The organism is Streptomyces sp. NPDC002232, from assembly GCF_042890295.1.
Lineage (GTDB): Bacteria > Actinomycetota > Actinomycetes > Streptomycetales > Streptomycetaceae > Streptomyces.
The window spans coordinates 39117-52648 of the sequence record NZ_JBIARV010000005.1; the positions used below are offsets into that span (position 1 = coordinate 39117).

Genomic DNA, 13532 nt, shown 5'->3' on the forward strand with positions numbered 1-13532 from the left:
GGGTGGTGACGCTCCTTGCGGTGTGGGGTGCGGTGGTACGGGTCAGGCCCGGGTGCCGGCGTCACGGAGCCGGTCGAGGGCCCGCTCCGGGGTGCCGTGGGCGAGGATCATCGCGTGCACCCAGCGCTCGACGCCGAAGGCGACGCAGGCGCTGTACGCGGGGCCCTCGGAGCCGGCGCGGATGTCCAGGCGCTCGCCGAAGAAGTTGCGGTGCCGGTTGACGGAGGCGATGGCCGTGCCGTCGGGGGCGCTGAACTCGTGCTTGACGGGGTCCAGCGCCATCAGCCGGGCCCGCGAGCCGCCCTTGTCGTAGAACGGGTCGTCGGCCACGGCCCGGGAGAGTTCGAGGCCGAGGCGGACGGCCAGTTCCTGGATGAACTCGGCACCCTGGTCCAGGTGTTCCAGCGCGCCCTGCCGGGTGCCGAGGTAGAGGACCTCGCGCATGTGGAAGCCCCACAGGCGGCGCAGTCCGTCGTAGTGGGTCTCGTTGCGGAAGCAGCGGCCGGCCGCGGAGAGGCGCAGTCCGTCCTCGCCGACGTCCCGGCCCTCCAGGGAGAGCAGCAGGCCGTAGCAGGTGGCGGACGGGAGGAGGTAGCCGGTCGGCCGGAGGGGCAGGGTGCCCGGGGCCTCTCCGGCGGCGAGGTCGTCGAGGGCCTCGGGCGCGAACCGTCCGGCGGAGACCCCGAGGTGGGGGAAGTTCCGGAAGAAGTCGAGCCGCGCGAGGCTCTCCACGGAGAGGAGCGGGGGACCGACCACCTCGGGGGCGGAGAGCCGGGCGGCCAGGCCGGTGAGGAGTGCGTCCAGGCCGTGGAGCAGGGCGGCGTGCACCGGGTCGAGGGTGATCAGGCCGGGGCCCGGGCTCTTCAGGCCGCCGTCCGGCAGGACGGCGGTGCCGACGGTGCTGGTGGTGCCGGATGTGCTCATGGAACCGCTCTCTCTGGGCGTGGGCGAACAGTCGGGGCGTGGGGTCCTCGTCGACCACGGCACGCCGGAGAAGGCGCCTGATGCTCCATCAGGGACCGGACTGCGCATGGGGACCCTAAGCCAGCTCACCGATGGTTGTCTAGACCAAAGCCGTCGGGGCCGAAGGGGTGCAATTCCACCCATCGGACCCTTGACTCCCCATATCGAGGCGGCACTTGACAGAAACGCTGGTCTAAACCAATTCTTCTGAACGACGTGGCCGCCTGACCTCCGGCCACCGGCACTGGAGGGACCCATGACGACACCCGCTGCCCACCGACCCGCGCGCCGCCCCCGTCTGCACCGGGCGGCGTCGGACCGGCCGTACTTCAGCGCGGACGGCGAGTCGTACCTCGCCCAGACCACCCTCCGGGAGCTGGAGAAGTCGCGGCCGCTGCGGGTGCTGTCCGAGGAGGACTTCGCCCACTGGCAGACGTACGGCTACGTGATCGTCCGCGAGGCGATCCCCGCCGAGGCCGCACGCCGCCTGCTCGACTTCACCTGGGACTTCCAGGGCCTCGACCCCGAGCGGCCGGACAGCTGGTACGAGGACCGGCCGTTCCGCTCCGAACTGGACCAGCAGCTGCACGTGTACGGCTTCGTCGAGGCGTACCACCACCAGCTGCTCTGGGACAGCCGGCAGGCCCAGCGGGTCTACGACGCCTTCGTGGACGTGTGGGACTGCGAGGAGCTCTGGGTCACCCAGGACCGCCTCAACCTCAACCCCCCCAACGTGCGCAACCGCGACCGCGCCCTGATCGAGCCGACCGACCGGGGCTTCGACATCGAGCTGCACTGGGACATCGACACCACGCTGGGCGTGCCGCCGCAGCGGGTGCAGGGGATCATCGCGCTCAACGACACGCGTCCGGAGTCCGGCGGCTTCCAGTGCTGCCCCGAGCTCTTCCGGCGGTTCGAGGAGTGGAAGCTCGGCCAGCCCGCCGACCGCGACCCGATCCGCCCCGCCGTGGACCGGGCGGAGTTCCCCGTCGTCCGTCCCGACCTGCGCCCCGGCGACCTGCTCATCTGGAACGGCCTGCTCGCCCACGGCGTGGCCCGCAACACCTCGAAGGACCAGGTGCGGGCCGTGCAGTACCTGTCGATGATGCCGGCCCTGGAGGAGCACACGAAGCTGCGCAGGTCCCGGGTCGAGTCCTGGCGGCACCTGCGCACCCCGCGCTGGAACCGCACCCTCGTCGGCGACCCCGTCCTGCACGAGTCCAAGCGCTACCCCACGGCCACCCTGAACGAGCTCGGAAGCAAGCTCCTCGGGCTCGGTTCCTGGCACGGGGCGGAGGCGGACGCGGAGGCTGGTGCGGGTGCGAGCCGGACGGCCGGTGCGGCCTCGGGGACGGGCACGGACCCGCACGCGGCCCCGGGCACGAGCCCCGCCACGGCGTCGGACGCGGACGGGGAGTCGGCGTGCGCCGTGTCTGCCTGACCCTTCCCACCCATCGCGCCTGCCCCGAGACGATCCGGGCGATGGCCGCGGAGGCCGCCGAGGGAGCCCGCCGTTTCCGCGCCGAGGTCCACCTCCTGATCCTGGACTCCTCCGAGGCCCCGGTCCTCGCCGAACACCGGCGCACGGTGGCCGCGCTGCCCCCGGCGCCCGGCGTGGTCGTCCACCACCTCGACGAGACCGCGCAGCGGGACTTCCTGCGCGAGGTGCTCGCCCGCTCCGGCGCCGCCGCGCCGGAGCGCCTGCTCGACCTCATGCTGCCGTCCCGCGTGTCCTACGGCGCCTGCACCAACCGCGCCTTCCTGTTCGCGGAGGCGCTCGGCTGTGAGTCCGTGCACCGCAGGGACTCCGACAGCCGCTACCAGCAGCTGGACGGGACGCCGGTCCACCCCCTTCACCACGAGCTGGCGGCCCTGGGCCGGCCGGCCGCCGAGGTCGGGGGCCAGGTGTCCCGCAGCCGGCTCGACCCCGCGTGCGCCCACCGGCCGGTGGCCCTGGTCGGCGGCTCGTTCGTCGGCGAGATGTCCGTGGACGTCGCCGAGATCCGCCGGCTCGATCCCCTCGTCTACGAGGAGGTCATCGGCCTGTCCCTGCCGGACGGCTATCCGGAGATCTGGCGCGCGAACCTGATCGCCGAGGCGTTCCGCGGCGCCGGCACCGCCCCGTTCACCGGTGACCTGACGACGCTCACCACCGTCAGCCCCACCCGCGTCGACATGTGCAACGTCGCACTGGCCCGCGAGGTGTACGGCCGGGTGCCGCTGCCGCCCGCCACGGACACCATCGGCAGCGACTACTTCCTCCTCCACCTGGTCCACGACGCCCGGCTGCCCGGCGTGCTGCACAACCGCCACATCGTCAACTTCCACACCGGCGAGCGGCGTTCGGACCAGGGATTCCTCGCCTACCAGCTGCGGTTCACGAAGTTCCTGCTGGCGACCCCGTACCTGCACGCCGTGTACGCCGGGACGGCGGCGGCCGGAGCGTCACTGCTCGACGGCGACGGCGGTCTCCGGTCCTCGGCCGTCGCCGATCTGGTCCGGGAGAGCGCACGGCTCGACCCGGCGGAGAACGCCGGGCGCCTCGACGTCGTCGACCGCTCCTACCGCAAGCTGGGCGGCCGCTACGCCGAGGCGGCCGACTTCCTCGCCGCCCACGGGGAACGGCTCGCCGACGAGGTTCGTCAGGACATGGCGGAGTTCGCGGTCCTGATCGACGCCTGGCCGGCCGTGGTCCGGGCGGCCGCGGACCACGGCCTGTCCGCGAAGGACGTCGCATGACGGGGCCGGAGCCGAGGTCGTCCACGGTCACCGTCCGCTACGCGGGCGGCGAGGAGCGCCGGGGGCCGGTCACCATGGGGCAGGCCAACATGATCCGCTGCATGCTGCGGGACGAGCCCGAGCACATCAACATCCACGCCGTGTGGCCGGTGCCCGCGGGCACCCGGACCGCGTCCGCGATCGACGCCCTGCGCGCCCTGGTGGTGCGGCACGAGGCGCTGCGCACGACCTTCCCGCACCCGCCGGGCGAGGCGCCGCGCGAGCAGGTCGTCGCGGCCGAGGGCGCGTTCACGGTCACGGTCCTGGACCACACGGCCCTCCCCCGCGACGCCGCCCGCCACGCCGACGCCGTGGCCCGCGGCAACCGGGTCGAACGCTTCCACCTGGACCGGGACTTCGGGCTCCGGATCTCGCTCCTCGCGCTGGACGGCAGGCCGCTGTTCGTCGCCCTCGCGGCGAGCCACGCCGTGACCGACATCAGCGCCCTCTCCGTCCTGGAGGAGGACTGGCGCGACCTCCTCGCCGGCCGGACGCTCCCCGCCGTGACGGCCTTCACCCCGCTCGACCTGGCCGCCGAGGAGGCGACACCGAGCGGGCTCCGGCGGTCCGAGGCGTCGCTGCGGCACTGGGAGCGGATCATCCGCACCGGCCCCCAGGCGATGTTCGCGGAGCCGGGCGCCGAGGGCGCCGAGGTCGAGGCGGAGCAGCTGACGCTGCGCTCGGCGCGCGGGGCGCGGGCGCTCGCCCGCGTGGCGGAGCGCACGGGCGGTCTGCCCTCCACGGTGCTGCTCACCGCCTGGTGCGCGCTCGTCGCCCACCGCACGGGCCAGTCCTCGTGCGTGGCCGCCGTCCCGACCTCGAACCGCTTCCTGCCCCGGCTGGCGCGCTCGGTGAACACCGTGTCCCAGGACGCGCTGCTCTCGCTCGACGTCGGGGTGCCGTCCTTCGACGCGCTGCTGAGCAAGGCGTGGGGGGCGGCGCTCAACGCCTACCGGCACAGTCAGTTCGACGCGGTCCGCCTCTGGGACATGATCGACGCCGTCACCCACGAGCGGGGCAGCCGTTTCACCCGGGACGTGGTCTTCAACGACGTCAGCACGGTCCCGGCGGCCCGGCCCGCCGGAGCGAAGGGGGAGGCCGGAGAGACCGGGAAGGCCGGCGAGACCGGGAAGGCCGGAGAGACCGGGGAGGCAGCAGACACCCGGCCCGCCGAAAAGGCCGCCGACGCCGACGGCCCGGCGCTCGACCTGGTCCGGGGACCCGCGCAGGTGCTCCCGACCCGGGTGCTGACCTTCGTCCACGAGACGGCGCCGCTGCTCCGGCTCGGGATGTGGGTCGACCCCGCGCTGTTCCCGCCCGACGAGGCCGAGGGCTTCCTCACGGGGCTGGTGCGGCTCCTGGAGGCGGCCGCGGACGGGGACGTACCGCTGTCGGCGCTCACCGCGGTGACGGGCGTCCGCCCGGTCGAGCGCGGCGCCGGATGGACCCGGGTGGACGGTTCGTGGGTGTCGCCGTCGGAGGTGGCGCGGGCGCTGAGCGGGGCGCTGGGAGGCGTACCCGCGCACGTCGTGGAAGGCGCGTCGGACGAGGAGGGCCTCACGGCGTACCTCGCGGGCGGCGACTCCCCGCTCACCCCGGAGGAGGCGCACACGGCGCTGATGGACTCGCTCCCGGGCCGTCCGGGAGTGCTGGCACCCCGCCGGTACGTGATCGTGCGGGACGCGCCGGCGGAGACGGACCCGCCCGGCGCGTGGCTCCGGCAGCCGATTCTCAGGGAAGGGGCCGGCCGCGACCGGCACAGGTGACATGACGACGAACGACGTGACCGTGGACCGGGCGGAGAACGCCCTTCCGAGCCCGTGGCGCTCCCCCCGCTTCCGGCTGTTCTTCGCCGCCCGCAGCACCTCGCTCCTCGCCGACGGCATGCTGATGGTCTCGCTGACCACCGCCGTGCTCGGCGCGGGGTACGGGGCGGCGGGCGTGGGCTACGCGCTGGCCGCGTGGATGGCGCCGATCGTCCTGCTCGTACTGTTCGGCGGCGTGCTCGCCGACCGCTTCGCCCCACAGGTGATGATGGTCGGGGCCGACGTGGTGCGGATGGTGGCCATGCTGGCGCTCGCGGCGCTCCTCGCCGTCGGCGGCATGCGGCTGTGGCACATGATGGCGCTGCTCGCGCTCAGCGGCGCCGCGACCGCCATGTTCCAGCCGGGGCTGGCGAGCCTGGTGCCCCGGGTCGCCGAGGACATCCAGCGGGCCAACGCCCTGCTGCGCATCTCCGAGTCGATCTGCACCCTGCTGGGCCCGGGGCTCTCCGGCCTGCTCGTGGCGTACGGGGACGTGGCCGTGTCCTTCGTGGTCATCGCGGCCTTCTACGCGTGCAGCGCGCTCGGCCTGGCGCCGCTGCGGAAGCTCGGCACGGCCCGGGACGAGAGCGACGAACCGATCCTGCGGCGGCTGGCGACCGGCTGGCACGAGTTCCGGTCCCGCTCGTGGCTCTGGGGCGTCATCGCCGTGTGGGCGGTCTACGGCCTGTTCGTGTTCGGTCCCGCGCTCCCGCTCGGCGCCGCGCTGCTCACCGAACAGCACGGCGCGAGCGGGTACGGCTGGATCGCCTCCGCCGACGGCGCGGGGACGATCGTCGGCGGACTGCTCGGCATGCGGGTCAGGCCGCGCCGCCCGCTCGTCGCGGGCGCGTGCGCGATGTTCTTCTTCTCGCTCAACCCGCTGGCGCCCGCCCTCGGGTGGTCGTTCACCGTCACGGCGCTCACCGGTGTGGTGGCCGGCTGCGGGTTCGCCTTCTGGGGCGTCATGTGGGCGACGAGCGTGCAGTCGCACATCCCGCTGGCCGTGCTGAGCCGTGTCTCCGCCTATGACGTCGCCGGCTCGATCATGGTCATTCCGCTGGGCCGCGCCCTGTCCGGACCGGCTGCCGAGAGCGTGGGCGCCGACCGGGTGCTGCTCTTCTCGTCGGTGATGGGCCTGGTGCTGATCGCCGTCATGCTGTCCGTCCCGGCGGTCCGCGCCCTGCGCAGGGCGCCGGAGCGGGCGGAGGACCGGCTCACGCCGGGGTGACGGCCATCGCCAGGCCCACCACCGCCAGGAGACCGAGGTACGCGCACGCGTGGACGCGGTCCGGGATGCGGGGCGGGCGGCGGCGCAGTACGGCGATGACCGGCAGGGCGCCGAGGAGCAGGGCGCCCGCCGCGAAGGGGTCGACGAGGCCGACGAGTTCGCTGGCCGCCGCGGCGGCGGGCGGCGGGGAGCCGGCGAGGGAGACCGCGGCGGCCGGGAGGGCGACGGCGAGGGTGAGGGGGTTGGCCAGCGCGGTCGCCACCCTCATGGGGTGGCCGGCCCGGCGCATCGCGGGCACGGTCATGACGCTGCCGCCGACGCCCAGGAAGGCGGCGACCGCTCCGATCGGTGCTCCCGCCGCGGCGGGCAGCGGCCTCGGGGGCCGGGCGCGCTCGGCGGGGCGCCGGGGCGCGGCGCCGAGGAAGCCGGGCCGGAGCAGGAGGTCGAGGGCGGTCAGCGCGAGGTACCCGACGAACGCCCAGCGGGTCAGGTCCGGCGGGGCGAAGCGGGTCGCGTACGCCCCGGCGCAGGCGCCCGCCGCGAGGAGCGGCAGCAGGCCGCCGGTGCCGCGCAGGGCGAGGAGCACGGGCCGCGGCGTGACGGCCGTGGCGAAGGCCGCGCCGACGACCATCACCAGGGCCGAGGTGGCGGTGGCCACCGGGAGGGCCGCCGGGCCGAGGGCCGCATCGGCCCGGACCACGACCGGGACGGCCACGAAGCCGCCGCCGAACCCGAACAGGACCGTCGTCGCCCCGGTGAGGAGCCCGATCGCCGTCAACATCATCACGTCCATGCGCCAAGACCATCAGGCGGACCGGGGTTCCTGCATGCGATGGTCGGCGGTCTTCTTTCGCGTCTCGGCCACTACGGTGATCCGGTGAGGAACATCCCGCTGGACGACGTCGACGCCCTCGACCGGGCGGTCCTGCCGATCGGCACCGACTATCCGGACGGACACGTCCTGGAGTGGCACCGGCACCGGCGGGCGCAGTTCCTCTACGGGGCGACCGGCGTGATGGTCGTCGACACCGCGGACGGCACGTGGACGGTGCCGCCGGAGCGGGCCGTGCTGATCCCGGCCGGGACCCCGCACCGGGTCCGGATGCTGGGCGTGAGCACGTGCAGCCTGTACGTGGAGCCGGGCGCGGTCCCGTGGTGGCCGGGGCGCTGCACGGTCGTGGACGTGCCCCCGCTGCTGCGGGAACTGCTGCTCGCTGCCGTGGAGTTCGAGCCCGAGTACGGCCGGTCGGGGCGGGAGGGGACGATCGCGACGCTGCTGCTGCACGAGATCGCCGCGCGCTCGCCGCTCCCCTTCCACGTCGGGATCCCCGCCTCCGGTGACCTGGCGGTGCTGTGCCGGGAGTATCTGGCGGCCCCGGACGCCACGGTCACCAACACCGACTGGGCGGCCAGGAGCGCGCTGAGCGAGCGGGCGTTCACCCGGCGCTTCCGGGCGGAGACGGGCGAGAGCCCCGCCGTCTGGCGGTCCCGGGCGCGACTCCTGGCGGCCGTGCCCCTGCTCCGTACCGCTTCGGTGAGCGCGGTCTCGGGGCGGCTGGGATACGCCTCCCCGGCGGCTTTCACGGCGGCCTTCACGCGGGTGTTCGGCGTGCCGCCGTCCCGCTTCGCGGCGGGCCGGGGCTGAGCGCCCCGGCCCTGCGCTCAGCGGCTCAACGCGTCACCGTCCACTTCTGGTTGGCGCCGCCGGAGCAGCTCCAGATCTGGAGCCGGGTGCCGTTGGCGGAGCTGTTGCCGGTGGCGTCCAGGCACTTGCCGGACTGCGGGTTGACGATGTCCCGCGCGGAGTTGGCGGTCCACTTCTGGGCTCCGGTGCCGTTGCAGTCCCAGAGCTGGACGGGGGTGCCGTCGGCCGTGCCGGCGGAGGTGACGTCGAGGCACTTGCCGAGCGCGCGGACGGTTCCGTCGGCCGCGAGGGTCCACTGCTGGGCCGCGGTGCCGTTGCAGTCCCAGAGCTGGACGGGGGTGCCGTTCGCGGGGTTCGCTCCGGCCACGTCCGCGCACCTGCCGCCGATCCCCGTGATCGGTCCGGCGCCGGCGGGCGCGTCGGCGGTCGTGACGCGGACGTGGTCGACGACGAGCTGCTGCGGGAAGGCGGTGGAGCCGTCCGGGTCGCCGGGCCAGTAGCCGCCGACGGCGAGGTTGAGGATGAGGAAGAAGGGCTTGTCGAAGACCCAGGTCCGGCCGCCGAGGTCGGCGGGCGTGCGGGTCTGGTAGACCGTGCCGTCCACGGACCAGGTGATCCGGTTGGGCGACCAGTCGACGGCGAAGGTGTGGAAGGCGTCGGCGAAGACCTGGCCGCCGGGCAGGGTGTGGCCGGCGCCGATGCCCCCGGAGCCGGAGTAGCCGGGGCCGTGCAGCGTGCCGTGGACGGTGGAGGGTTCGAAGCCGACGTTCTCCATGACGTCGATCTCGCCCGAGTTCGGCCAGCCGACCTGTCCGATGTCGTCGCCGAGCATCCAGAAGGCGGGCCACATGCCCTGGCCGCGCGGCACCTTCATGCGGGCCTCGACGTGCCCGTACCGGGTGGTGAAGCGTCCTGCGGTGTTGAGCCGGGCGGAGGTGTACTCGCAGCGCCCGTACCAGCACGCGTAGTTGCCCGGGTTCTCCTTGCGGGCGGTGATCACCAGGTGGCCCTGGCCGTCGAGCGCGGCGTTGCGGGTGCCGGCCGTGTAGTACTGGCGCTCGTGGTTGCTGACGTTGTCGCCGGTCTCGGTCTGCCAGCGCGAGCCGTCCACGGCGGATCCCGCGGGTCCGTCGAAGTCGTCGGAGAAGGTGACGGCGGCGGTGGCGGCCGCGGGCCGGAGCGCTTCACGCGGTCCGGCGGCGGCCGGTCCGGGCGCCGCGAGGGCGACGGCGAGGCCGAGGGCCGCCAAGGCGGTGGAGAGGGGGCGCACGCGGGGGCGGGAGGAGGTCATGACTGTCTCTTCCGTCGGCTGTGGGGGGTCGCGGCGGGACGGCGCACTTCACCGCCTCCATGATTTAAGGAGTGAGGGAAGGGGTCGTCAAGAGGTGCGGCGCTCCTTCGACTCCGCGCGGTTCAGCGGGGGGCGCCCGCGCAAGCGAGGCCGCGCGCCAGCCGGGAACAGAGGGGGGTGAACCCGCGACCGGCCATGAGTCGCCCCCCTCGCGAGGGTCGGACGTGCACGTCCAAGAACCGCCGAGAGACGGCCGCCGTGGCCCGTGTCGTGGGAGCGGGCCCGGCTTCCGTACGATTTCCCCCGTTGCCACTCATACGTCTGAAGGAGATCCCCATGGCCCAGGTCACGCTGAAGGGCAGCCCCGTACAGGTCAACGGCGCTCTGCCGGCCCCCGGTAGCCAGGCCCCCGACTTCACGCTCGTCGCCGAGGGGCTGGCGGACAAGACGCTGAAGGACTTCGCCGGTCAGCGCAAGGTCCTCAACATCTTCCCGAGCGTCGACACCCCGACGTGCGCCTCCTCGGTCCGCGCCTTCAACGAGAAGGCCGGGCAGCTGGACAACACGGTCGTCCTCTGCATCTCCGCCGACCTGCCCTTCGCCCAGGCCCGCTTCTGCGGCGCCGAGGGCCTGGAGAACGTCAAGAACCTCTCGACGCTCCGCGGCCGCGAGTTCCACACCAACTACGGCGTGGAGATCGCGGACGGCCCGCTGGCCGGTCTGACCGCGCGCGCCGTCGTCGTCCTCGACGAGAACGACACCGTCCTGCACGCGCAGCTCGTGGGCGAGATCGCCGACGAGCCGAGCTACGACGAGGCGCTCGCCGTCCTGAAGTAGTCCGCACCGAGAAGAGCACGCAGCGGAGGAGCCCTCCACCGGGACCGGTGGAGGGCTCCTCCGCGTGCCCGCTCAGACGCAGCCCGGGCAGAGCCCCCGGTACGTGACGTCCGCCTTGGACACCGTGAAGCCGAAGCGCTCCTCGGGCGGCAGGACGGCGAGCGGGTCGCCCGCCGGGCGGACGTCGCGGATGAGCCCGCAGTTCGAGCAGACCAGGTGCTGGTGCGGGTGGTGCGCGTTCGGGTCGTAGCGCTTGGCCCGTCCGTCCGTGGAGAGCTCGACGACCTCCCCGAGGGCGACCAGCTCGCCCAGGGTGTTGTAGACCGTCGCCCGCGCGATCTCCGGAAGCCGCTCCACCGCGCGCGCGTGCACCTCGTCCGCCGTGAGGTGCACGTGGTCCCCGGCCAGGACCTCCGCGACCACCCGGCGCTGGGACGTCATCCGCCAGCCACGCGCCCGCAGGCGCTCCAGCAGGTCACTCATCTCTCACCTCTTCGGCATCGGCAAACTTGGCGTGGTTCTTGACTTGGACAAGGTCCATCGTAGGATCGGTTTCGAAGATGGCCAAGGGACAGGAAGATTCCAGCACGGCGGGAGAACCACACACGTGAGATCCGCGCCAGGCCCGTCCGCCGAACGCACTTCCTGAGCACTGTGATCCGCCAGGTCCGGAGGGATTCCGATGTCTGAGAACCACGAAGCAATCGTCACCGACGCGAAGGCGGAGGGCGAGGGCGGTTGCCCCGTCGCGCACGGGCGCGCCGCGCACCCCACCCAGAGCGGTGGCAACAGCCAGTGGTGGCCGAACCGGCTGAACCTGAAGATCCTCGCCAAGAACCCGGCGGTGTCCAACCCGCTCGGTGAGGACTTCGACTACGCGCAGGCCTTCGAGGGCCTCGACCTGTCCGCCGTGAAGCAGGACATCGCCGAGGTCCTGACCACGTCGCAGGAGTGGTGGCCCGCCGACTTCGGCCACTACGGCCCGTTCATGATCCGCATGGCCTGGCACAGCGCCGGCACCTACCGCATCAGCGACGGCCGCGGCGGCGCCGGCGCCGGCCAGCAGCGCTTCGCGCCGCTGAACAGCTGGCCGGACAACGGCAACCTGGACAAGGCCCGCCGTCTGCTGTGGCCGGTGAAGAAGAAGTACGGCCAGAGCATCTCCTGGGCCGACCTCATGATCCTCGCGGGCAACGTCGCCCTGGAGTCGATGGGCTTCGAGACCTTCGGCTTCGCCGGTGGCCGCGCCGACGTGTGGGAGCCCGACGAGGACGTCTACTGGGGCCCGGAGACCACCTGGCTCGGCGACGAGCGCTACACCGGCGACCGCGAGCTGGAGAACCCGCTCGGCGCGGTGCAGATGGGCCTCATCTACGTCAACCCGGAGGGCCCGAACGCCAACCCGGACCCGATCGCCGCGGCCCGCGACATCCGCGAGACCTTCCGCCGGATGGCGATGAACGACGAGGAGACCGTCGCCCTCATCGCCGGTGGCCACACCTTCGGCAAGACCCACGGCGCCGGCCCGGCCGACCACGTGGGCGCGGACCCGGAGGCCGCCTCCCTGGAGGACCAGGGCTTCGGCTGGAAGAGCACCTTCCGCAGCGGCAAGGGCCCGGACGCCATCACCAGCGGCCTGGAGGTCACCTGGACCACCACGCCGACCCAGTGGGGCAACGGCTTCTTCAAGAACCTCTTCGAGTACGAGTACGAGCTGACGAAGAGCCCGGCGGGCGCCCACCAGTGGGTCGCCAAGAACGCCGAGGCGATCATCCCGGACGCGTACGACGCGGAGAAGAAGCACCTCCCGACGATGCTCACCACCGACCTGTCGCTGCGCTTCGACCCGGTCTACGAGCAGATCTCGCGCCGCTTCTACGAGAACCCGGCCGACTTCGCGGACGCCTTCGCCCGCGCCTGGTACAAGCTCACCCACCGTGACATGGGCCCGGTCGTGCGCTACCTCGGCTCCGAGGTCCCGGCCGAGGAGCTCCTCTGGCAGGACCCGCTGCCGGCCCGCACCGGCGAGCTCGTCGACGCCGCGGACATCGCCTCCCTCAAGGAGAAGATCCTCGGCTCGGACCTCACCGTCACCCAGCTGGTCTCCGCCGCCTGGGCCGCCGCCGCCTCCTTCCGCGGCAGCGACAAGCGCGGTGGCGCCAACGGCGGCCGCGTCCGCCTCGAGCCGCAGCGCAACTGGGAGGTCAACAACCCGGACGAGCTGGCGCAGGTGCTGCGCGTCCTGGAGGGCGTCCAGGAGTCCTTCAACTCCGCCCAGACCGGCGGCAAGCAGGTCTCCCTCGCCGACCTCGTCGTCCTCGCGGGCGTCGCGGCGGTCGAGAAGGCGGCCAAGGACGCCGGCCACGACGTCGAGGTCCCGTTCACCGCGGGCCGGGTGGACGCCGCCCAGGAGCAGACGGACGTCGAGTCCTTCGCCGCCCTGGAGCCGGCCGCGGACGGCTTCCGCAACTACCTCGGCAAGGGCAACCGCCTCCCCGCCGAGTACCTGCTCATCGACCGGGCGAACCTGCTCAGCCTGAGCGCGCCCGAGCTGACGGTCCTCGTCGGCGGTCTGCGCGCCCTCGGTGTCACGCAGCCGCAGACCTCGCTCGGTGTCCTCACCGAGACGCCCGGCCGGCTGACGAACGACTTCTTCGCCAACCTGCTCGACCTGGGCACGGAGTGGAAGTCGACCTCCGCCGACCAGACCACGTTCGAGGGCCGTGACACGGCCACCGGCGCCGTCAAGTGGACGGGCAGCCGCGCCGACCTCGTCTTCGGCTCCAACAGCGAGCTGCGCGCGCTGGCCGAGGTCTACGCGAGCGACGACGCGAAGCAGAAGTTCGTGCGTGACTTCGTGTCGGCGTGGGACAAGGTCATGAACCTGGACCGGTTCGACATCGCCTGATCCTCACCGCACCCCGGGGCCGGCCCGGGTGGCTTCCACGCCACCCGGGCCGGCCCTTCGGCGTGACGACCCCCCTG

Annotated in this window: 11 protein-coding genes; 7 read left to right on the forward strand and 4 right to left on the reverse strand. The window is 73.3% G+C overall.

All coding sequences use genetic code 11. From position 1 onward, the window contains the following. Positions 1 to 42: 42 nt before the first annotated feature. A complete protein-coding gene (locus ACFYXU_RS23380; protein ID WP_329851888.1) occupies positions 43 to 924 on the reverse strand; it encodes a hypothetical protein in 882 nt (293 codons plus the stop codon). 295 nt (positions 925 to 1219) lie between these two features. On the opposite strand from ACFYXU_RS23380, the gene ACFYXU_RS23385 reads away from it, so the two are divergent. From ACFYXU_RS23385 to ACFYXU_RS23400, 4 genes are read left to right on the forward strand one after another with little or no spacing between them, the layout of a single operon-like run. Continuing rightward, positions 1220 to 2404 (forward strand): phytanoyl-CoA dioxygenase family protein, encoded by a 1185-nt coding sequence (locus ACFYXU_RS23385; protein WP_376511312.1) that lies wholly within the window; start codon positions 1220 to 1222, stop codon positions 2402 to 2404. Next, entirely contained in the window at positions 2386 to 3702 is a 1317-nt protein-coding gene (locus ACFYXU_RS23390) for a DUF6271 family protein (RefSeq protein WP_389459748.1), read from the forward strand. Before ACFYXU_RS23385 ends, ACFYXU_RS23390 begins: the two co-directional genes overlap by 19 nt. Beyond that, positions 3699 to 5507: a condensation domain-containing protein gene (locus ACFYXU_RS23395; RefSeq protein ID WP_389459750.1), complete on the forward strand. Its 1809-nt coding sequence runs from the start codon at positions 3699 to 3701 to the stop codon at positions 5505 to 5507. Before ACFYXU_RS23390 ends, ACFYXU_RS23395 begins: the two co-directional genes overlap by 4 nt. Position 5508: 1 nt before the next feature. Further along, on the forward strand, positions 5509 to 6774 hold the full coding sequence (locus ACFYXU_RS23400) for an MFS transporter (protein ID WP_389459752.1): 1266 nt from the start codon (positions 5509 to 5511) through the stop codon (positions 6772 to 6774). Here the strand turns inward: ACFYXU_RS23400 and ACFYXU_RS23405 are convergent. Then, complete coding sequence (locus ACFYXU_RS23405; RefSeq protein ID WP_389406155.1) at positions 6761 to 7567, reverse strand: TSUP family transporter; 807 nt, start codon at positions 7565 to 7567, stop codon at positions 6761 to 6763. The two genes, ACFYXU_RS23400 and ACFYXU_RS23405, sit on opposite strands and share 14 nt — an antisense overlap. A gap of 84 nt (positions 7568 to 7651) precedes the next feature. On the opposite strand from ACFYXU_RS23405, the gene ACFYXU_RS23410 reads away from it, so the two are divergent. Next, positions 7652 to 8419 carry a helix-turn-helix domain-containing protein gene (locus ACFYXU_RS23410; protein WP_376511302.1) on the forward strand — a complete coding sequence of 256 codons (768 nt, stop codon included), beginning with the start codon at positions 7652 to 7654 and terminating at the stop codon, positions 8417 to 8419. Between the two features lie 25 nt (positions 8420 to 8444). Here ACFYXU_RS23410 and ACFYXU_RS23415 read toward each other — a convergent pair whose 3' ends face one another. Next, positions 8445 to 9710, reverse strand: a complete 1266-nt coding sequence (locus ACFYXU_RS23415) for a ricin-type beta-trefoil lectin domain protein (RefSeq protein WP_361400413.1) — start codon at positions 9708 to 9710, stop codon at positions 8445 to 8447. Between the two features lie 336 nt (positions 9711 to 10046). On the opposite strand from ACFYXU_RS23415, the gene tpx reads away from it, so the two are divergent. Continuing rightward, entirely contained in the window at positions 10047 to 10547 is a 501-nt protein-coding gene (tpx, locus tag ACFYXU_RS23420) for a thiol peroxidase (RefSeq protein WP_329851900.1), read from the forward strand. Between the two features lie 72 nt (positions 10548 to 10619). On the opposite strand, the gene ACFYXU_RS23425 is transcribed toward tpx, so the two are convergent. After that, positions 10620 to 11030 carry a transcriptional repressor gene (locus ACFYXU_RS23425; protein ID WP_329851901.1) on the reverse strand — a complete coding sequence of 137 codons (411 nt, stop codon included), beginning with the start codon at positions 11028 to 11030 and terminating at the stop codon, positions 10620 to 10622. 199 nt (positions 11031 to 11229) lie between these two features. On the opposite strand from ACFYXU_RS23425, the gene katG reads away from it, so the two are divergent. Next, positions 11230 to 13455: a catalase/peroxidase HPI gene (katG, locus tag ACFYXU_RS23430; protein ID WP_376511297.1), complete on the forward strand. Its 2226-nt coding sequence runs from the start codon at positions 11230 to 11232 to the stop codon at positions 13453 to 13455. The last annotated feature ends 77 nt before the right edge of the window (positions 13456 to 13532 follow it).